The organism is Castellaniella sp. WN, assembly GCF_054457555.1.
On sequence record NZ_JBTKZC010000001.1, the window covers coordinates 1,440,876 to 1,458,779 of the forward strand.

The 17,904-nt window shown below is 64.2% G+C and carries 20 protein-coding genes, 3 pseudogenes and 1 other annotated feature; of the genes and pseudogenes, 13 read left to right on the forward strand and 10 right to left on the reverse strand.

Annotated features, from left to right (window positions below; translation table 11 throughout):
* Window positions 1-306: 306 nt before the first annotated feature.
* From ACTPOE_RS06700 to ACTPOE_RS06710, 3 genes are all read left to right on the forward strand, one after another.
* Window positions 307-1,518, forward strand: a complete 1,212-nt coding sequence (locus ACTPOE_RS06700; RefSeq protein ID WP_458870980.1) for an IS4 family transposase — start codon at window positions 307-309, stop codon at window positions 1,516-1,518.
* Entirely contained in the window at window positions 1,511-1,681 is a 171-nt protein-coding gene (locus tag ACTPOE_RS06705; RefSeq protein WP_458871423.1) for a hypothetical protein, read from the forward strand. The genes ACTPOE_RS06700 and ACTPOE_RS06705 overlap by 8 nt, the downstream gene beginning before the upstream one ends.
* Before the next feature lie 164 nt (window positions 1,682-1,845).
* Window positions 1,846-2,067, forward strand: coding sequence for a YgdI/YgdR family lipoprotein (locus ACTPOE_RS06710; protein ID WP_458871424.1), 222 nt, complete (start codon window positions 1,846-1,848; stop codon window positions 2,065-2,067).
* Between the two features lie 123 nt (window positions 2,068-2,190).
* On the opposite strand, the gene ACTPOE_RS06715 is transcribed toward ACTPOE_RS06710, so the two are convergent.
* The 4 genes from ACTPOE_RS06715 to ACTPOE_RS06730 all read right to left on the reverse strand — a co-directional run bounded on the left by ACTPOE_RS06715 (window position 2,191) and on the right by ACTPOE_RS06730 (window position 5,308).
* The gene (locus ACTPOE_RS06715) at window positions 2,191-2,466 is read right to left on the reverse strand and encodes a chaperone modulator CbpM (protein ID WP_458871425.1); all 276 of its coding nucleotides are present in this window, start codon (window positions 2,464-2,466) and stop codon (window positions 2,191-2,193) included.
* Entirely contained in the window at window positions 2,463-3,368 is a 906-nt protein-coding gene (locus ACTPOE_RS06720; RefSeq protein WP_458871427.1) for a DnaJ C-terminal domain-containing protein, read from the reverse strand. The genes ACTPOE_RS06715 and ACTPOE_RS06720 overlap by 4 nt, the downstream gene beginning before the upstream one ends.
* A 121-nt stretch (window positions 3,369-3,489) precedes the next feature.
* Complete coding sequence (locus ACTPOE_RS06725; RefSeq protein WP_458871428.1) at window positions 3,490-4,296, reverse strand: family 1 encapsulin nanocompartment shell protein; 807 nt, start codon at window positions 4,294-4,296, stop codon at window positions 3,490-3,492.
* Window positions 4,289-5,308 (reverse strand): Dyp-type peroxidase, encoded by a 1,020-nt coding sequence (locus ACTPOE_RS06730; protein WP_458871430.1) that lies wholly within the window; start codon window positions 5,306-5,308, stop codon window positions 4,289-4,291. The genes ACTPOE_RS06725 and ACTPOE_RS06730 overlap by 8 nt, the downstream gene beginning before the upstream one ends.
* A 188-nt stretch (window positions 5,309-5,496) precedes the next feature.
* Here ACTPOE_RS06730 and ACTPOE_RS06735 point away from each other — a divergent pair, with 188 nt between their 5' ends.
* Entirely contained in the window at window positions 5,497-6,165 is a 669-nt protein-coding gene (locus ACTPOE_RS06735; RefSeq protein ID WP_458871431.1) for a 7-cyano-7-deazaguanine/7-aminomethyl-7-deazaguanine transporter, read from the forward strand.
* 145 nt (window positions 6,166-6,310) lie between these two features.
* Window positions 6,311-7,036 carry a 7-cyano-7-deazaguanine synthase QueC gene (gene queC / locus ACTPOE_RS06740; RefSeq protein ID WP_458871433.1) on the forward strand — a complete coding sequence of 242 codons (726 nt, stop codon included), beginning with the start codon at window positions 6,311-6,313 and terminating at the stop codon, window positions 7,034-7,036.
* A 151-nt stretch (window positions 7,037-7,187) separates the two neighbouring features.
* Here queC and ACTPOE_RS06745 read toward each other — a convergent pair whose 3' ends face one another.
* Window positions 7,188-8,030 carry a PhzF family phenazine biosynthesis protein gene (locus ACTPOE_RS06745; RefSeq protein ID WP_458871435.1) on the reverse strand — a complete coding sequence of 281 codons (843 nt, stop codon included), beginning with the start codon at window positions 8,028-8,030 and terminating at the stop codon, window positions 7,188-7,190.
* A 77-nt stretch (window positions 8,031-8,107) separates the two neighbouring features.
* On the opposite strand from ACTPOE_RS06745, the gene ACTPOE_RS06750 reads away from it, so the two are divergent.
* Entirely contained in the window at window positions 8,108-8,578 is a 471-nt protein-coding gene (locus ACTPOE_RS06750) for a Y-family DNA polymerase (RefSeq protein WP_458872773.1), read from the forward strand.
* On the opposite strand, the gene ACTPOE_RS06755 is transcribed toward ACTPOE_RS06750, so the two are convergent.
* Entirely contained in the window at window positions 8,575-8,724 is a 150-nt protein-coding gene (locus tag ACTPOE_RS06755) for a hypothetical protein (protein ID WP_458872840.1), read from the reverse strand. The two genes, ACTPOE_RS06750 and ACTPOE_RS06755, sit on opposite strands and share 4 nt — an antisense overlap.
* On the opposite strand from ACTPOE_RS06755, the gene ACTPOE_RS06760 reads away from it, so the two are divergent.
* On the forward strand, window positions 8,665-8,802 hold the full coding sequence (locus ACTPOE_RS06760) for a DUF4113 domain-containing protein (RefSeq protein ID WP_458871437.1): 138 nt from the start codon (window positions 8,665-8,667) through the stop codon (window positions 8,800-8,802). The genes ACTPOE_RS06755 and ACTPOE_RS06760 overlap by 60 nt on opposite strands.
* Before the next feature lie 18 nt (window positions 8,803-8,820).
* Here ACTPOE_RS06760 and ACTPOE_RS06765 read toward each other — a convergent pair whose 3' ends face one another.
* Complete coding sequence (locus ACTPOE_RS06765; protein WP_458871439.1) at window positions 8,821-9,300, reverse strand: VOC family protein; 480 nt, start codon at window positions 9,298-9,300, stop codon at window positions 8,821-8,823.
* Between the two features lie 200 nt (window positions 9,301-9,500).
* Between ACTPOE_RS06765 and ACTPOE_RS06770 the strand changes: the two genes are divergently transcribed.
* Window positions 9,501-9,797 (forward strand): YciI family protein, encoded by a 297-nt coding sequence (locus ACTPOE_RS06770; RefSeq protein ID WP_458871441.1) that lies wholly within the window; start codon window positions 9,501-9,503, stop codon window positions 9,795-9,797.
* 71 nt (window positions 9,798-9,868) lie between these two features.
* Here the strand turns inward: ACTPOE_RS06770 and ACTPOE_RS06775 are convergent, their stop codons facing one another.
* Window positions 9,869-11,524 carry a S10 family peptidase gene (locus tag ACTPOE_RS06775; RefSeq protein ID WP_458872774.1) on the reverse strand — a complete coding sequence of 552 codons (1,656 nt, stop codon included), beginning with the start codon at window positions 11,522-11,524 and terminating at the stop codon, window positions 9,869-9,871.
* Between the two features lie 82 nt (window positions 11,525-11,606).
* On the opposite strand from ACTPOE_RS06775, the gene ACTPOE_RS06780 reads away from it, so the two are divergent.
* Window positions 11,607-11,894 (forward strand): hypothetical protein, encoded by a 288-nt coding sequence (locus ACTPOE_RS06780; protein WP_458871443.1) that lies wholly within the window; start codon window positions 11,607-11,609, stop codon window positions 11,892-11,894.
* Window positions 11,895-11,910: 16 nt separating this feature from the next.
* Window positions 11,911-12,105, forward strand: a pseudogene (locus ACTPOE_RS06785) (arsenic resistance protein); the annotation flags it as partial.
* A 348-nt stretch (window positions 12,106-12,453) separates the two neighbouring features.
* On the opposite strand, the gene ACTPOE_RS06790 reads toward ACTPOE_RS06785, so the two are convergent.
* Together ACTPOE_RS06790 and ACTPOE_RS06795 are read right to left on the reverse strand one after the other, a co-directional pair.
* Window positions 12,454-13,623, reverse strand: a complete 1,170-nt coding sequence (locus tag ACTPOE_RS06790; protein ID WP_458871444.1) for a helix-turn-helix domain-containing protein — start codon at window positions 13,621-13,623, stop codon at window positions 12,454-12,456.
* Between the two features lie 10 nt (window positions 13,624-13,633).
* The gene (locus tag ACTPOE_RS06795) at window positions 13,634-14,275 is read right to left on the reverse strand and encodes a hypothetical protein (protein ID WP_458871445.1); all 642 of its coding nucleotides are present in this window, start codon (window positions 14,273-14,275) and stop codon (window positions 13,634-13,636) included.
* A 249-nt stretch (window positions 14,276-14,524) separates the two neighbouring features.
* On the opposite strand from ACTPOE_RS06795, the gene ACTPOE_RS06800 reads away from it, so the two are divergent.
* The 3 genes and pseudogenes from ACTPOE_RS06800 to ACTPOE_RS06810 all read left to right on the forward strand — a co-directional run bounded on the left by ACTPOE_RS06800 (window position 14,525) and on the right by ACTPOE_RS06810 (window position 17,868).
* Window positions 14,525-15,711, forward strand: a protein-coding gene (locus tag ACTPOE_RS06800) for an IS3 family transposase (RefSeq protein ID WP_458869997.1) whose coding sequence is annotated in 2 segments (ribosomal slippage) — window positions 14,525-14,789 and window positions 14,789-15,711 — 1,188 coding nt in all. Because the reading frame shifts where the segments join, the coding sequence is not laid out codon by codon here.
* A 33-nt stretch (window positions 15,712-15,744) separates the two neighbouring features.
* Window positions 15,745-16,265: pseudogene (locus ACTPOE_RS06805) on the forward strand (transposase); the annotation flags it as partial.
* Window positions 16,026-16,142 (forward strand) — a sequence feature (AL1L pseudoknot). (Overlaps the previous pseudogene by 117 nt.)
* A gap of 44 nt (window positions 16,266-16,309) precedes the next feature.
* Window positions 16,310-17,868: pseudogene (locus tag ACTPOE_RS06810) on the forward strand (IS3 family transposase).
* The last annotated feature ends 36 nt before the right edge of the window (window positions 17,869-17,904 follow it).

Below are 17,904 nucleotides of genomic sequence, written 5' to 3' on the forward strand. Positions count from 1 at the left end.
TAGAAACCGCGGCCCCGGCCATCCGCTTTGCCCAGGTTCTTGACCCGGACGCCTTCGGCATGTCCGGAGTCGATCCAGAGAGCCGCAGCGCTGTCGGTGAAGAAGTACCGGGGAGTGCCCTTGTCGTCCATGATGCCTCGTCCGGACACATGTCCGAACCTCCGTTACATGACGCCTGCAAGCGTAGCCGCTTCCGTGTGATTTTGTCAGCAGCGCCTACAGCCGCGGCCTAGACCCAATACTGTTCAGATAGTATTTTTTGAGGGATAATCTCTATCTTTATCACCCCAAGGTGAGGTAGAGCGGATGTCCCGAACGCGCAAGGTCCTTGCGGCCAAGGTAGACGTGGCGCATCTGATCAGCGCGGGAGTGCTGGCCAGCGTGTGTCCGAGGTCGTTGATCGAGGAAGTGTTGAGCGCGACGGGGCGAGCGAGCCAGCGCGAACGGCAGTTGCCGGCCCCGGCGGTGGTGTACTACGTGATGGCGCTGGCCTTATGGCGTGAAGCGCCGCTGGAGGAAGTGCTGCGGGTGGTGTGCGAGGGCCTGCAGTGGCTTGGGGACGGGCGAGCCCAGGCGGTGCAGGCGAGCAAGTCAGCCATTTCGCAGGCGCGCAGCCGCCTGGGCCCGCAGGTGATGCGCGAACTGGCCAGACGGGTCTTACGACCCTTGGCGGGGAACGATGCGCCTGGATGCTGGTACCGAGGACTACGGGTAATGGCCTTGGACGGCAGTTGCCTGGATGTTGCCGACGAGCAGGCCAACGCTCTGCATTTCGGCTATCCGGCCAGCGGACGCGGGCAAAGCGCGTTCCCGCAGACGCGAGTGCTTGGGCTGGTGGAGTGTGGCACGCATGCGGTGGTGGCGGCCGAACTGGCGCCCTGCGCGAGCAGCGAGCAGGCCATGGCGGCACAGATGCTGCCCCAGGCACTCAAGCCGGACATGCTGGTGCTGGCCGACCGCAATTTCTTCGGCTTCCCGCTGTGGCGCAGCGCGTGCGCCAGTCAAGCCAAGTTATTGTGGCGTGCCAAGACCGGACGGCCTCTGCCCGTCGAGCAGAGGCTCGATGATGGCTCCTACCTGAGCACGATCTTCGAGAGCGGGGACCGGCAACGCCGCAACGGCCAGCGCGTGCGTGTCATCGACTACACCTTGCAGGCAGCCGCCACACCGACCGAGCACAGCTACCGGCTGGTCACCAACCTGCTCGATCCCGAGCAGGCGCCTGCCCTGGAACTGGCGGCTCTCTACCATGAGCGCTGGGAGATCGAAGGCGTCTTCGATGAGCTCAAGACTCATCTGAAGGCCAACAGCACCGTGCTGCGCAGCAAGACTCCGGACCTGGTGCAGCAGGAGTTCTGGGGGCTACTGCTGGCGCACTTTGCCATCCGCCAATTGATGACCCAGGCCGCCTGGCCACGCGGGTTGGACACCGATCGGCTCAGCTTCATACATGCCGTGCGCGTGATCAAGCGCAAGTTGCCGCAAGCTGCGGCCATTCCCCCCTCAGCGCTTGGCTGACTGGCTGCGCAACCTGCTCGCTGAGATTGCCCAGGGCCGCTGCGTCAGCAGTCGCGGGCGATCCAATCCGCGCGGCGTCAAGCGCAAGATGAGTAACTACCACATCCGCCGACGACGCACTCCACTGAACCTGATCCATCAACCTGTTCCCGTCATTATCTGAACAGTATTGGGCCTAGACCGCAACCCGCTCGGCCCGGCCCGCGACAGGGACGCGCGGGGCCGATCATGCCGGGCACACGCCCTTCCCCGCTGTCGGACCCGCTTACAGTGCCGCAGGGGAGAGCTTGATAAGGTGCCCATGAGACCGTTTTTCAGGAGGTGCTCATGTCAAAGACGATACTTGCATTCCTCGCCATCTTCGCGGGCGGTTGCGTCCTGGCCGCGTGCTCGACGCCCTCGACCGTCACCACGCGCGACGGCCGGACCGACTACACCGCCGACGCGCCGGTCACCGATACCGACGACGGCTTCGTCACCTACGAGAAGGGCGGCCGCGACGTCAAGGTCAACAAGTCCGAGGTCGAGCGGATCGAGGAAGTGGAATAACACCCGGAGAAAGTCGCCGGCCCGCTTCCCCTTTTCCTTCTATCGAGGCGTAAACCGTCCGGGGAGGTGGTTCATGTCTCGACGAAACAAGGCACCTGGGGCCGGGCCCTATGACGGCCGGCGTCACTTGAAACGCGGCGACTCGCGCAACAGGCTCAGCGCCTGCCGCGTGCCATGGAGCTGGTCCATCAGGTGCAGGATGAGCTCGATGCCCGCGTCGTTGACGCCGAAATCCCGCTGCAGATCCTGGATCAGGACCGCCCGCGCGATATCGCATTCGGAAAAGCGGACCTCGGGCGCGGTTTCATCCGGAATGAGCCATCGCCGCTCCAGCCAGAACTCCAGGGTCTGTTCCCGTAGGTTCGCGCTGACTAGGAATTCCTGCTTGGTCATGATCATGATGATTCACCTCCGCGCGGATCGTGGGCCTTGCCCTTTTCCCACCGGGCCACGAACGCGTCGAGTTCGGGATCGGGCGACTTCGGCAGCACGATCCTCAGCTTGACGAGTTCGTCGCCGAATCCCCCTTCGCGGCGCGGCGCGCCCTTGCCCTTCAGGCGCAGCGTGGTGCCGCTGTTGGAGTGCCCCGGAATCGTCAGCATCACGTCGCCCGTCGGGGTCGGCACCCGCGCCTCTCCGCCCAGGACCGCCTCGGACAGCGAGACCGGCAATTCCACGATGACGTTGGCGCCGTCCAGCCTGAAGCGCGGATCGGGCAGCACCTCGATCTGGATGAGCGCATCGCCCGGCCCGCCGGTGCCCCATCCGGGCGCGCCCTTGCCCTTCAGGCGCAGCATCTGCCCATCGAGCATACCGGGCGGAATCGTGACATCCAGCGTACCGCCATCGGGCAGCGTGATCCGCTTTTCCGCCCCCGTCACGGATTCGACGAAGCGGATGGACAGGCCGTAGCGCAGGTCCTCGCCGCGCTGGTTGGCGCGGGCCTCGCGGCCGCGGCGCAGGATCTCGGCGAACATGTCGTCGTCCGCGAAGTCCGCGTAGGCCGCGTCGCTGGTGTAGGGGTTGCGGCCGTGATCGGCCGCGGCGAAGTCGCGATAGAACTGGCGCTTGGGTTGTTCCGCGCCGCTGGCGTCGATCTCGCCCGCATCGAAGCGCCTGCGCTTTTCCGGGTCGCCAAGCAGGCCGTAGGCCACGGAGACGTCCTTGAATTTTTCCTCGGCCGCCTTGTCGCCCGGATTCAGATCCGGATGCAGTCTCTTGGCCAGGCCGCGATAGGCCTTCTTGATCTCGTCGAGCGACGCGGTTCGCGCCACGCCGAGTACCTGGTACGGGTCCTGCATGATCAGCCTCGCAAGCGCATCACGACGAAGATCAGATTACCACAGCGCGGGAGGCCGCCGGCCTCCTGTTTCCGGGGCGAACCGGCCGCGCCGGGGTATCCGGCGCGCCGGCTGGAAGCCCTTATTTCGCCAGCGGCGTCAGAGCCACGGCGGCCTCGGGCGACAGCAGCCGGAAGGTGAAGCTTCCCTGCAGATACAGGCGCACGGCGCTGTCCGTGTGCGACTGGTAGCCGATCGAGATGTCCTGGCCGAGATGCAGGGAAAAGTCCCCGCCGCGAGTGCTGAGCAGCACACCGCCTTCGATGCCGGGGGCCCAGACGATGTCGCCGTCCAGCATCGGCCGGATGTGCTTGAGCAGCGGATAGCCTTCGTCGCTGGCGCCGCTGACGGCGGCGTAGGCCTTCTCGCCCAGGACCAGGACGTATGGACCGTTGACGCCCGCCAGGCGCAGCTGGCTCAGGGCCTGCGCCACGACGGCGGGGTAGCGCTTGATGTCGGCCGGCAGCTTCGCCGCCGGGTTGCCGGCGCCCGGTCGGATGCCCTGGATGCCCGCCGCCGCATAGCCGTCGAACACGGCCCGGTCTTCCGCGTAGGCGATCTTGCGCGCGGCATCCTTGAGCGGCTGCAGGTCGGGATCGTCGGAGCCACGCTCGACCTCGTCGAGCGTCTGGCGCGACAGTTCGAACGGCACGCGCAGTTCCACCAGGGACTGGACCTGGTGCCGCCCGGCCAGGACGCCGGCGTCCGGCGCCTTGATGGCCTCGAGGTGGCCGGTGCCGACGGCGGCAAGCGCGGCCCCTTGCGGATCGGCGACGTCCACGACGCGCCGCGCGGCAAGGTAGCGCTTGAGCGTCCGGGAGGCCTCGTCCTCGATCTGGGCCCACGCCGCATCCGAGATCGGCGCCAGTTCACGATGCAGGTTATTCATGCTGAGATTCTCCTTTGAGTGAGCCGATGCCGAGCGAGCCGTCGGGCGCACCGGCGCCCGGCGAGGATGCGTCGGAAGTTTGCGGCGCCCCGAAAGCGGGCGCGTCTCCGAGAAAACCAGCCGAGGGCACGAAAAACAGCGAGCCCGTGACGGCACGGCTGTAATCCAGCAACCGGTCGTAGTTGCCCGGCGGGCGTCCGATGAACATGTTTTCCAGCATCCGCTCGATGCGGCTCGGAGACTTGGCGTAGCCGATGAAATAGGTTCCGAATTCGCCCTTGCCCACGTCGCCGAAGGGCATATTGCCGCGCACGATGTCCAGCTCCTCGCCGTCCTCTTCGATCACGGTCAGCGCGTTGTGCGCCCAACTGGGCTTGACGTCGTCGGCCAGTTCGATGTTGGTCTGCTTGGTGCGGCCGATGATCCGTTCCTGCATTTCCACCGGCAGCGCGTTCCAGCCGGCCAGGTCATGCAGGTACTTCTGCACGATCACGTAGCTGCCGCCGGCGAAATCGCCGTCCTCGCCGCCGATGACCGTGGCGGCGACCGCGTCGGGGCCTTCGGGATTCTCCGTGCCGTCCACGAAGCCGACCAGGTCGCGGGCATCGAAATACCGGAAGCCATGGACCTCGTCCACGACGGTGGCCGCCCGGCCCAGCCGTGCCGTCACCTGCGTGGCCAGCTCGAAACACAGGTCCATGCGCGTGGCGCGGATATGCAGCAGGATGTCGCCCGGCGTGGAAACCGCATGGTGCACGCCCCTGATTTCCTTGAAGGGGTGCAATTCCCGCGGCCGGGGCGAACAGAACAGGCGGTCCCAGGCGCCGGAGCCGAAGCCCATGATGCAGGACAGGCGCCCGTCGAGGTCGCGGAATCCGACCGAGCGCAGCAGCCCGGACAGGTCCGCGCACAGCGCGCGCACGGCGTCGAGGGGCTCGGGTCCGGGATTGATGGTCAGGACCAGGTACATGGCCGCCTGCGTGAGCGGCGCGTCGACGGGCTGGTGCGTCACGGAAGACAAATCTTTCTCCTTGCGGACTTGGGGAACCCAGGCAAGTATTTTACCCCGCGATCAGGGCCTGTTTCAGGGCCCCGCCCGCCCGCCGGCCGCCGGACGGGCGGGGCCGGACCGGCGTATAATGCGCCCCTGCATTGCCTTCATCCATGGGTTCCCTCACCCCATCCATCAAAAAGGTCCACATGAAATCCGCATCCGTTCCGCAATCGCGGGCATCGTCCTGGCTCGCCCTGCTGGTCGCGTTCCACATCCTGGTCATCATCGCCAGCAACTACCTGGTGCAGCTGCCCATCGAGCTGTTCGGCTTTCACAGCACCTGGGGCGCCTTCAGCTTTCCCTTCATCTTCCTGGCCACCGACCTGACCGTGCGCCTGATCGGCAAGGCCTCCGCGCGCCGGGTGATCCTGCGCGCCATGGTCCCGGCGCTGGTCGCTTCCTACGTCGTGTCGGTGCTGTTCCACGAAGGCGGCTTCAGCGGCTTCGGCGCGCTGGGCGAATTCAACACCTTCGTGTTCCGCATCGCCTTCGCCAGTTTCGCGGCCTACGTCCTGGGCCAACTCCTGGACGTGCTCGTGTTCGACCGCATGCGCCGCGGCTACGTGCAATGGTGGGTCGCGCCGGCGGCCTCCGCCGTGCTCGGCCAGGCGCTGGACACGGTGGCCTTCTTCGGCATCGCCTTCTGGCGCAGCGACAACCCCTTCATGGCCGCACACTGGGGAGAAATCGCCGCCGTGGACTATGCCATCAAACTGAGCGTCAGCCTGCTGCTGTTCGTGCCGATGTACGGCGTCGCCCTGAACGCGATCGTCCGCGCCATGCGGCGGCGCGAAGCCCTGCCGGCCGCGGCATGAGCGCGCCGGGCCGCCCCAAGCGCGAATTCCCCCTTGGGGGGATGAGACCGGACACAAGGCAGTCCCTGCGGACTGACTTGTGCCTGGCGAATCCGAGCGGCATGCAGGCCGCGAGGTGGATAGCGCGCAGCGCCAAGGAGGCACCATGAACGTATCTCAGCCCTCCCGCCGCCGCGCCCTGGTCCTGTTTTCCGGCGGACAGGACTCCACCACCTGCCTGGCCTGGGCGCTGACGCGCCACGACCTCGTCGAAACCATCGGCTTCGACTACGGCCAGCGCCACCGCGCCGAACTGGACTGTCGCGTCGCGCTGCGCCGCCGCCTGGCCGGACTGCGGCCCGACTGGGCCCCGCGCCTGGGCGAGGATCACCTGCTGAACGTGGACGTGCTGGGGCAACTGGGCGCCACGGCCATGACCGAAGACATCGCGATCGCCACGCAGGCCGACGGCCTGCCCAACACCTTCGTGCCCGGCCGCAACCTGCTGTTCTTCACTCTGGCTGCCGCGCTGGCCTACCGGCGCGGGCTGGACGTGCTGGTGGGCGGCATGTCGCAGACGGACTATTCCGGCTACCCGGACTGCCGCGACAACACGCTCAAGGCGCTGCAAGTGGCCCTGAGCCTGGGTGTCGACCGTCCCCTGACGCTGGAAACCCCGCTGATGTGGCTGGACAAGGCCGACACCTGGGCACTCGCGCAGGAACTGGGCGGCGACGCGCTGGTCGAGCTGGTGCGCACGGACACCCACACCTGCTACCTGAACCGCCGCGACACCCTGCACGCCTGGGGTTATGGCTGCGGCGAATGCCCCGCCTGCCTGCTGCGCGCGCGGGGACATCAGGAATGGGTGGCACGGCGGCGGGCCGGCTGAAACGGAGTCCCCACGCAAGCCCGCTCCCGGCCAACGCGGTTCCCGCTCGCCCGCTGAAGTCGAAGCATCCGGAATCGCTATAAAGTAATATATATTCCGATAGCCGCCGCTCGAACGGACACCTGACGAGCACGCCGCCCGGCCCGCCCCGCTACAACGTCACCGTTCCCTCGATACAGGTGACGACCTCGCCCCCCACCCAGATATCTGGCCCGGATTTCCGGATATGCACGCGGCCCGCCCGGCCCAGCGCCGTCCCCTGGGACGCCACATAGGATTCGGGCGCGAGGCCGGCGCCGATCAGCCATTGCGCCACGCCGGCGTTCAGACTGCCCGTGACCGGATCTTCCGGGATCCCGAGGCCGGGCACGAAGGCCCGCACCTCGAACTGTGCCTGCGTGCCGTCGACGGCCGGATCCCAGGGGGCGACCACACCTACCTTGAGATCGCCGAGGATGGCCGCATCGGGGCGCAGATCCAGCACCCGCCGGCGCGTGTCCAGCAGCACCGCCAGCCAGCCCGGGCCGTTGTCCACCCACCGCGCCTCGCGGATCTCGCCGATGGCCAGGCCCAGCCCGGCGACGATGCGCGGCAGCAATTCGACCTCGACAGGCCCGGAGCGTGCCAGAGGCGGTGCGGCGAACGCCACCCGTGAACCATCGCGGCGCAGCGTGATCAGGCCCACCGGGCATTCCTGGACGATCGTGTCGCCATGCGGCCGGCCCCCGCCGGCCAGCCAGACCGCGCAGGCGCCCAGCGTGGGATGCCCGGCGAACGGCAGTTCGCCGCCCGGCGTGAAGATGCGCACGCGATAGTCCGCCCGAGGCGTCGTCGGTCGCAGCAGGAAGATCGTCTCGCTCAGGTTCGTCCAGCGGGCGAACGCGGTCATCCGGTCATCCGCCAGCCCGTCGGCGGCGATTACCACCGCCAGCGGATTGCCTTTCAGGGGCTCGCTGGCGAAAACGTCCACTTGCTTGAAATCGAAGGTCGGCATGATGAGCGGTGCTATGAGGCGATGAGGGAGAAGGTTTCCAATTCTCGCATCAAGGCGGGCTTGGGCGCATCCAGCACATCGGCCAGTTCTCCCCCGCCCAGGAAATCTATTCCATCGACGAATGCTTCCCGGACCTGACCGGCCTGCCTGGCGCGGGCCCCGGCATCGGCACCCGGATCCGCCAGCGCGTGCCGCGCTGGATCGGCATCCCCACCTGTGCCGGCATCGGCGCCACCAAGACCCTGGCCAGGCTCGCCAGCCACCTGACCAAGTCTCTGCCGCGCCTGCTGGGCGTCTGCGACCCGTCCAGCCTGGACCGGGAGGACACGCCCGCCCCCAGGCAGCAGATCATGTCCACCCGCAGCTTCGGCCTGCCCGTGCGCGAACTGGCCGAACTGGAACAGGCCGCGGGTCTGTTCACCAGCCGCGCCGCCGAGAAACCGCGGCAGCGGCATTCCCATGTGGCCGCCGTGCAGGTGTTCATTCGGACCAGCCATTTCAGTACTGGCCCCTGGCATGCCGACAGCGCCGTCATGCCGCTGAGCTAGCCCACGGACAGCACATCCGTGCTGCTGCGGGCCGCGCTGAGCGGGTTGCGGTCCGCCCGGGCGATGGTGGTGGTGGGGGGGTTGTGGTGGATCAGTTGAATCTGCGGTTCGACAGCCGGAGGGTCCAGGCGGCGAGCGCCCCGCATGAACCGGATGCGCGGCGGTTGATGCGTCAGGCGCGCAGGTCGCCGAGTGATACGACGGAATGGGGGGAGGTGGAGTGATGAAAAAACAGCCCCTCCTCACCCCCTCAACGCCCTCTCCACCCCCGCCACATCGATCTTCCCCATCTCCATCATCGCCTCGAACGCGCGCCGGGCCGCCGCGCGGTCCGGGTCCTTCAGCGCATCCGTCAGCACCCGAGGCGTGATCTGCCAGGAAATCCCCCACTTGTCCTTGCACCAGCCGCAGGCGCTTTCCCGGCCGCCGTTGCCGACGATGGCGTTCCACAGGCGGTCGGTCTCGGCCTGATCGTCGGTCGCGACCTGGAACGAAAACGATTCGTTGTGGCTGAATTCCGGGCCGCCGTTCAGGCCCAGGCAGGGGATGCCCATGACGGTGAACTCGACCGTCAGGACGTCGCCCTCTTTGCCCGAGGGATAGTCGCCAGGGGCGCGCACGACGTCGCCCACAGCGCTGTCCGGGAAGGTGTCGGCGTAGAACCGGGCCACCTCCAGGGCGGCGCCGTCGTACCAGAGGCAGATCGTGTTCTTGCTGATCATGTCATTTCTCCTGTCGGGACGGAAAACGCCACGGTGACATATCGCGGCAACGGAGGTCCACCCCACAAACGAAAAACCCGTCACCTGGCCAGACGGCCGCATGACGAACGCCCGGGCCGATCGCGCAAAGGCTTGAGTTTCGCCCCGGCATGCCCGAACATCCCGCAAAGGCCCTCTCCACCCTCTCATCGGAAAGCACGATGTTCATCGTTTCAATCACCTATATCGCCCCGCTCGAAGCCATCGACGCCGCCCTGCCGGAGCACGTCGCATTCCTGGACCGGCACTATGCGGCGGGCGTTTTCATGGCCTCCGGCAGAAAGATCCCCAGGACGGGCGGCATCATCCTGGCCGCCGCGGACAGCAAGGCCGCGCTGTCCGCGATCCTGACCGAAGACCCGTTCGCCCGGAAGGGTCTCGCCACGTACCAGATCGAGGAATTTCTGCCGTCCCGGTCGCACCCGGAACTGCAAAAGTTCGTCGATTCCGGCAAGTAGGCCGGAATCGAGCCCTCGTGCCCGGCAGTGCCGACGGCAAGCCTCTCATCAGAACGCGCCGCCCGGCCCCTTCACCCGCCGGACGCATGCCGCGCCTGCAGCGTCCGGATCCTGGCCACCGCCGCGCGGTCGGCGACCGCGGCATCCATCATGGCCGCCACATCGGCCTTCAACGCCGTGCGCGATCCGCCATCCAGATAGATCATGTGTCCGGAGGGGTGGCAGCGCGTCGTCAGGTTCCTGCGCAGGACCGCATCGACCAGCGGCATGTCTTGCAGATCCTTTTCGGTCTGGAAAAAGGGCGTGACGAAGTCGTAGTAGCCGTTGGCGGACAGCACCTTCAGGTCCACGTTCAGGCTCATCGTCGCCGCCAGATCCCCGGCCGTGTACAGCACGACGTTCCCCTGGGGATCCAGGCCCTTCTGCGTCCCGGTGGGGTCCACGTGATGAAAGTCCCAGTATTGGAACGCCTGATCGTTGAGATCCGTGAAGGACGACACGGAGGTGAACTTCAATTCATGATTCAGGTAGTGGTGCCACATGGCCGTGTACACGCCCGACACAGCCGTCATCGCCGGATCGTTGCCGCCCGAGTTGGGCGAGATGTGCCGGGCGATCCCCGTGTCGATGCCGGTCACGCGGCCGTCGTACGCGCCGATCGCGCGGCCCTGGTCATGCAACAGCCGGAGCAGGAACAGGGTGCGGCCCTCGCCGTCCCCGGCGGCGATGTCCAGGTGCCAGGACATCAGCGTCGGCTCGTCGATCCCGGTGTACTGGCTCAGCCGTTCCAGCGTACCCGCCGCCACGTCGGGATAGGCCCTCAAGGCCTCGCCAAAGTCGCCCTGCGCAAAGGCGCGGACCGCGTCCATCAACTCGGACAGTCCGTTCGGCGCGGGGCGCAGGCCCAGCTTGCGGTGATACCAGGCGTCCGCCGCCGCGGTCGGCAGCGCCCCGACGGGGTCGCCGGCGCGCGCATAGTCCAGGATCGAGGACTGCAGGGTCACGCCGTTGAGGTCCACGCCATCCTCGTGCAGGACATAGGACAGCACGGCGCTGCGGGCCGTGCCGTAGGATTCGCCGAACAGGAACTTGGGAGAGTTCCAGCGGTCGTACTCGGTCAGGTAGCGCTTGATGAACTGCTTCAGCGAGACGGCGTCCTGGTCCACGCCCCAAAAATCTCGGTTCTTCCACGGTGCGATGGCCGCCGAATACCCCGTTCCGACCGGATTGATGAACACCAGGTCGCTGCGATCAAGCAGGCTGTCCGTGTTGTCTTCCAGCATGTAGGGCGCGGGCGGCGTGAAGTCGGGCATGGACGTCCGGATGCGCCGGGGCGCGAACGAGCCCAGCAGGACGAAGACCGACGACGAGCCGGGCCCGCCGTTATAGAAGAAGGTGACCGGCCGCTCGTGCGCCGTGTCGCCGTCCAGGGTGAAGGCGACGTAGAAAATCTTCGCGCAGGGGCGCGAACTGCCGGGGTCCACGGCGACCAGGTGGCCGGCCCGGGCCGTGTAGGCCAGCGTCCGGCCGTCCAGGCGCAACTCGTGATGGGTCACCGCGGCGCGCTCCGTCGCATCCGCCACGGCATCGTCCGGACCGTTGCCGTAGGCCGTCGGATCGGAATAGGGTTGGTCTTTCATGTCGCACCCCCTGAAAATGCCCGGGCCGTTCCCCCTTCCACCGGCTTCATTTAACCGCCCGCCCCGGACCGGGGCAAGCGCGGCAATGGGTTCTTACACGCATTCATGATCGGACATGAAAGCTCGTACACTGGCCGCACCAAAGCCCCTTCCCCGCTCAAGGATTTCCATGCCATCCTGCCGCATGCTGCTTCCGGTCCTGGTTCTGTCGGCCTGCGTTCCCGTATCCGGCCTCGCCGGGGAGCCCGGCTTTTTCTCCGGCCTGGATACCTCCGCCGGCATGGCGCAAGGATTCTCCGGCACCAGGGACGGCGGCGCAAGCTTCGCGGGAGGCGGCATCGTCGACGACATGAAATTCGGGAATACGACCGGGATCGGCGGGCACGCCGGCTATCGCCTCGATCCGTCCTGGCCGCTGTTTCTCAGCTATCAGTACATCCGCGGCGACGTCCGGTGACATGCGGCGTTCCCGGCCGTCGGCCCTGATCGGCGCCTCGAACTTCTTCGAGTTGGCCGCGGCCACGGCCAGCAGCCTGTTCGGCTTCCAGTCCGGCGCGGCGCTGGCCACCGTGGTGGGCGTGCAGATCGAGGTGCCGACGATGCTGCTGGTCGTGCGGATCGTCAACCGAAGCAGAGGCTGGTACGAGGCCGGCGCCCGCGCAAGCTGAGCCGGATGGACGAAAAAAATCCCCAAGGCATTGATTTCCCTGGGGATCATGGATGCCTGTGGCGTTAAGCAAAAGGTGGCACGAAAAAAAGCATAAGTTGGCACCCTGCCCCTGCAGCACGAGCGACGGTAACGAACCGTTGATAAAGCATAAGGTGGCAGTTCGTGATGGAATCAACCAAAAGATAGCACACCAGCTATCCTGTTGATTAAAAACATAAAATTTTGCTACACACTATGCGTTCGTACGGATTGCGCTACAGCCAGTGTTGAAGCACCCTCTGCTGGATGCCTCAGGGGCAAAAGGACCAGGCTCGTCCGCTTCTTGTACTCAACCTACGACCTGAATCTAGTCTTTGACCAACCGAAGGTTGGCCTTTTTCGACTTCGATTCCACATCAGCCCTTCGCCCACCCTTGAGGGCGTTAAGCATCAAGCCAAACGTGAGTTCATTAATTTCCTCTGGTTGGATGGCGAGTTGGCGCGCCACGTCGGCTTTGCTCATCCCGTCATCTCGAAGCGCCATGAACACCTTCCCCAAAACCAACGACTTCTCGTGGTTGATGCTCTCCGGTTCATGCGTTCGGTAGCCCGCTTGAGCGATCTGGATGCACAGGGTGCGATAGGTCCAATCAGTAGTTAGTCCCAGCGCGTGCAACCGATAGTTCAGCGCTGCCGTCGAGACCAACCAGTACTTCTTATGACGAATAAGACTCGGGAGCGCAGCGGCTCTCGGAGCATTCGCCAGCACACTGGCCTTCGGCATCAGGAAGGCAGAGGCGAAAGCGTTTGCCTCCCGCTCCAGATCAGGCCCCTGCGGCTGGGCGTGTTGGTGCATCACGAGGTGCCCAAGTTCGTGAGCGGCGTCGAAACGGCAGTGCTCGGCAGACTTAAAAGTGTTCAAGAAAACAAAGGGGCGCCCGCCCTTCCACATGGAAAAGGCATCCACTTCCTTGGCATCAATGGCTAGCGAGTAGACACGCACACCCTTGGACTCGAGCAACGCAATCATGTTCTTGACCGGTTGTTCCCCTATCCCCCAATGCGCCCGCAGCATCTCTGCAGCACTCTCCGGATCCTGGGCAGATACGCGTGACGGGTACTCTTCTGACTCTTGGGAATCCTGATCACTCTTGCTCCCTTGGGCCGCTCCACCCTCACGGCCGAGGTCGGGTACATCCGGATCAGGCAATTGGAAGCGGGATTCGATCCAATCATTGAGCAGCAAGGCCACCGCTCCCGCCCCCAACGCTGAGTCGCGTTGCGGAGCAGTCATTTTCGATAGCGAACGGAAGCTAGCCACATCTGGCGAGGGGACCTCTAGGTCGTCACCAAAGAAGAACGCTTCGGGAAACCGAAGCGCCTCCGATAACCTGCCAAGCGTGGTGATCTCAGGCTCTTGGAGCCCAGCTTCATAATTCGAAACAGACTTCTCCGTCAATCCGATTCGTTCGGCCAGCTCACGCTTTTTCATCCCCCGGCGCTTGCGCGCCAGAGTCAATCGCAAAGGATTGAACATGGCAGCCTCGTTATGATGCCTTACGCTGGATATCTATATCGATGTCCGGGCCGCTGGGAGGATCGATCTCCACCAACTGGTCGTCGAACGGAATGCTTCTGAGAATTATGCGCTCAGCCCAAGCGGTAATCTTGCCATCCTTGCCAATACTCAGAGGGCGTGACAACTCCACACGAATCTCGCCGCGCGCATAGTCCGTGTGGTGCATCAACACCCACGTTTGATTTCCTTCATCTTTTGCACTCTCTGGCGGCAACAGTTCGAACAACTCCAATTGTCGATTGGCCTCAATCGCATCCACCGTATTCTTCCCCTTCGGGGAGCGATTGGTGGGATGCACCTGTGGATTGCCCGTACCTTCATCTCCAGACGCTACGGCGACGGCCAGCTTGCGCTCTTCGTTGACCGTCAAAGCGTAGCTGCCAATGTCGTCCCGCACCCACTGCAGCGGACGCAACTGATCGCGGAGCGCCGCCACCACCTCTCCCCACATGTTCAGACCGTGATAGATGACGGGGTGATTCGCTGTCAGTCTGGTTCGCTGCAGGTGGCCCTGATAGACCGCTTCCAGGAGCAGCGCTTCATCCAGGCCCAATTGCTGGAGCCGATCACTGACTTCCTTTGGATTATCGAACAGAACGTTAGTGCTCATCGGGTTTCTCAACCGTAAGTTGACTTCCGTTTATTCTCCCTCATTCGAGGTGAAAAAACAAGAACCAAGTCATCCTAGGCCGTGATTGTTGCCATCCTCAGCGTCAGAGACTTGTTGGCGCTGCGCAAGCGGCACATATCGCTCGATAGGCGTCTTCCACCCAAGGAAGAAGTCCAACGGGTTCTGTGAGCTTGCCCCTGAATGACGAAGTCCTTAGTTCCAGTTAAATTGGAACTCAAGGAGTAAGAAATGACAGATTTGAGAAGGCGTGCGAAGTACACGCAGGAGTTCAAGCAAGAGAGTGTGCGTCAGGTGCTGGCGGGATCGTCAATCCGTGCCGTGGCCGATTCGCTGGGGATTCCGAAGGCAAGTTTAGGCAACTGGGTACGTCAACACGAGCTCGGGGATCTAGGCCCAGGGCCCACGAAAGCGACAGCGCCAGTCTCGGTGGAACAGATGGAGATTGCCCGTCTGAAAGCTGAGAATGCCCAGCTTCGGATGGAGCGTGACATTGCAAAAAAAGCCGCGGCGTACTTTGCGCTGGACACGCTGCAAAGTACGCCTGGATTCAAAAAATGAAAGGTCGCTGGCCGATTCGTGCGATGTGCAGGGTGTTGTGTGTCAGCGAAAGCGGCTACTACGGCTGGCAGCGTTCTGGACGTGTCTCGGCAGGTACTCGCTTGCCCGATGAACGGGTACTGGCTCACATTTGCGTCATCCACCGTGAGGTGAAGGCAGAGTACGGCTGGCCGAGGATCTATCGGGAGCTTCGGCGACGTGGGCTGAAGGTAGGAAAGGAGCGGGTTCGGTTGCTGATGAAAGCCCACGGAATACGCGCTCGCGTCAAACGCAAATATGTTGTGACGACCGACAGCAGGCATGCCTTGCCAGTAGCCCCAAATCTGGTGAAGCGGCAATTCAATCCGCCGCAACCGGACCGGATCTGGTGCGGCGACATCACGTATTTGCGTACGGACCAAGGGTGGTTGTACTTGGCGGCCGTGATCGACCTGTTCAGCCGTAAGATCGTTGGCTGGAGCCTGAAGCCGCACATGCAGACCAGCTTGGTCAAGGATGCCCTGGAGATGGCCTATTTGCGCCGCCGACCGGCACCGGGACTGATCTTCCACAGCGACAGGGGCGCCCAGTATTGCAGCCATGACTTCCAGCAGGCGCTGCGCACCTGGAAGATCCATCCGTCGATGAGCAGGAAGGGAGACTGTTGGGATAATGCGCCAACAGAGAGCCTCTGGGCGCGTTTGAAGGCCGCTTGCTTTGATGGCCGAAAGTTTGCTTCCCACCGCGCAGCCAGAGTTGCCGTGATGGACTGGATTACGTTCTACAACCACCGGCGACTGCATTCGGCACTGGGCTACACCAGTCCAATGGAATACGAAAAAATCTGGCACGCGAATCACTATAAAATCGCTGCCTGAACCCCGAACTAAGGACTACGAAAAACGGGGGCAATATCAAACAATCAAACCAAATTTTCACCTGAGATCCGTGAACGGGCCGTGCGCCTGCTCCTGGAACACCGCGACGAGTACGCGTCGCAGTGGGCTGCCGTCACATCGATTGCACCCAAGATTGGCTGCTCGCCGCATTCGCTGCTCAAATGGGTTCGGGCCCAGGAGGTGGAGACGGGTGTACGTGCCGGTATCCCGCAGGCCGAGCAGGAACGCATCAAGGCGCTGGAGCGCGAGGTCAAGGAGCTGCGCCGAGCCAACGAGATTCTAAAGACGGCCAGCGCTTTTTTCGCCCAGGCGGAGCTCGACCGCGTCCTGAAGAAATAAACGCCTACATCGATCAGCACCGAGACTTGTACGGGGTCGAGCCGATCTGCAAGGTATTGCAGGTCGCCCCGTCAGCCTACAGGCGCCATGCCGCCCGGTGTCGCAATCCAGATCTACGCAGCCACCGGGCCAAACGGGACGAGCAGCGCATGGTCGACATCTACCGCGTCTGGGATCAGAACTTCCAAGTCTACCCCCTGTGTCAGACTAGTTGTCGCATCGGATTTGGAACGATTAGATGAATTTGACGACCTACAGCACGGCCTTCAAAGAGGAGGCGATCCGCAAGACCCTGCAGCGCGGCACGCGCACGGTGGCTGACATGGCCCAGGAGTTGAACATGTCGGTCCATACGCTGAAGAACTGGATTCGCAATCCGAAGATGGCTCATTTGCGCAGGCAATCCTCAGAAGAGGCCCCCGCCAGTCGGTGGACATCCGCACAGCGGCTGCAGGCCCTGCTTGAGACCCATTCTCTGGCCGAAGAGGCGCGCAACGCCTGGTGCCGGGAACGGGGCATCTTCGCCCATCAGCTCACGGCCTGGAAGCATGAGCTCGAACAGTCGGGGAACAAGCCCGCAGCCGATATCCAGGAGCTGCGTCGGCTCAAAGAGGAACTGGTTGGCGTGCGCCGTGATTTGGCCCGCAAGGACAAGGCGTTATCGGAGGCGGCAGCCCTGCTGGTACTGCAAAAAAAATACCAGGCGCTGTGGGAGGACGAGGACAAATGACCTCACTGACACAGCGCCGACAGATCATGGCATTGATTACTGAGGCGGTCACGGCTGGTGCTCGACAGGCACGCGCCTGTGAAGCAATCAATCTGAGCGCACGCACACTGCAACGTTGGCGGCGGGCCCCGGAGCAAGGCGATGGGCGCCCCACGCGGGTACAGCGGCCCTGCAACCGCCTGAGCGATGCCGAGCGTGATCGCATCCTGCGGGTGGTCAACAGCAGCGAGTACGGCCACCTGCCCGCTTCTCAGATCGTGCCACGCCTGGCGGATACGGGGGTCTATCTGGCCAGTGAATCGACGATCTACAGGCTGATGCGTACCGCCGGGCAACTGGTGCATCGCACGCCTGATCGCACGCCTGGCCCGGTGCATCGGCCTCGGGCGCTGACGGCTACTGCGCCAGGGCAGCTCTTCAGCTGGGACATCACCTATCTGCCCGCCACCGTGCGGGGCCAGTACTACTACCTGTACCTGTTTCTTGACCTGTTCAGCCGTCACATCGTGGGCTGGCAGGTCTATGACACCGAGGACAGCGCCCGTGCCAGTGAGCTGATGCGCGATATCTGCCGCCGCGAGGGCATCCTCCCAGGGCAGGTGGTGTTACACAGCGACAATGGCTCCCCGATGAAGGGCGCCACCATGCTGGCGACACTACGGGAGCTGGGTGTGGCGCCATCGTTCAGCAGGCCAGCGGTGAGCAATGACAACCCGTACTCAGAGTCCTTGTTCAGGACTCTGAAGTACCGCCCCCGCTACCCTCGCAAGCCCTTCACCGGTCTGCTGGCTGCCCGGGCCTGGGTCGGTGAGTTCGTGCGCTGGTACAACACCGAGCACCGGCACAGCGCTATCGGCTTCGTGACGCCTGAGCAGCGTCACTGTGGGCGCGATCGCGGCCTGCTCGAACGGCGCCATGCCCTCTATCGGGCGGCCCGCGAAAAGCACCCGGAGCGCTGGAGCGGCAGGACCCGCAACTGGACAAGAGTCGACGAGGTCTTCCTCAACCCGCAGAAGGGTCACGCGTCCTGTGCCAAGCGAAATTCAGACCTCAAGCGGGCGGCTTGAGTCACTCAGAAAATGCGACAGATAGGTTGACAATCA

What these genes read in the sequence shown, in the direction of transcription:
- ACTPOE_RS06745 (WP_458871435.1), bottom strand. Translation starts at nt 8,030, where the DNA reads ATGCCGACCTTCGATTTCAAGCAAGTGGACGTTTTCGCCAGCGAGCCC.
- ACTPOE_RS06720 (WP_458871427.1), bottom strand. Translation starts at nt 3,368, where the DNA reads ATGCAGGACCCGTACCAGGTACTCGGCGTGGCGCGAACCGCGTCGCTC.
- ACTPOE_RS06725 (WP_458871428.1), bottom strand. Translation starts at nt 4,296, where the DNA reads ATGAATAACCTGCATCGTGAACTGGCGCCGATCTCGGATGCGGCGTGG.
- ACTPOE_RS06735 (WP_458871431.1), top strand. Translation starts at nt 5,497, where the DNA reads ATGAAATCCGCATCCGTTCCGCAATCGCGGGCATCGTCCTGGCTCGCC.
- ACTPOE_RS06715 (WP_458871425.1), bottom strand. Translation starts at nt 2,466, where the DNA reads ATGATCATGACCAAGCAGGAATTCCTAGTCAGCGCGAACCTACGGGAA.
- ACTPOE_RS06710 (WP_458871424.1), top strand. Translation starts at nt 1,846, where the DNA reads ATGTCAAAGACGATACTTGCATTCCTCGCCATCTTCGCGGGCGGTTGC.
- ACTPOE_RS06765 (WP_458871439.1), bottom strand. Translation starts at nt 9,300, where the DNA reads ATGATCAGCAAGAACACGATCTGCCTCTGGTACGACGGCGCCGCCCTG.
- ACTPOE_RS06795 (WP_458871445.1), bottom strand. Translation starts at nt 14,275, where the DNA reads ATGAGCACTAACGTTCTGTTCGATAATCCAAAGGAAGTCAGTGATCGG.
- ACTPOE_RS06700 (WP_458870980.1), top strand. Translation starts at nt 307, where the DNA reads ATGTCCCGAACGCGCAAGGTCCTTGCGGCCAAGGTAGACGTGGCGCAT.
- ACTPOE_RS06790 (WP_458871444.1), bottom strand. Translation starts at nt 13,623, where the DNA reads ATGTTCAATCCTTTGCGATTGACTCTGGCGCGCAAGCGCCGGGGGATG.
- ACTPOE_RS06755 (WP_458872840.1), bottom strand. Translation starts at nt 8,724, where the DNA reads ATGCGGGGCGCTCGCCGCCTGGACCCTCCGGCTGTCGAACCGCAGATT.
- ACTPOE_RS06770 (WP_458871441.1), top strand. Translation starts at nt 9,501, where the DNA reads ATGTTCATCGTTTCAATCACCTATATCGCCCCGCTCGAAGCCATCGAC.
- queC (WP_458871433.1), top strand. Translation starts at nt 6,311, where the DNA reads ATGAACGTATCTCAGCCCTCCCGCCGCCGCGCCCTGGTCCTGTTTTCC.
- ACTPOE_RS06780 (WP_458871443.1), top strand. Translation starts at nt 11,607, where the DNA reads ATGCCATCCTGCCGCATGCTGCTTCCGGTCCTGGTTCTGTCGGCCTGC.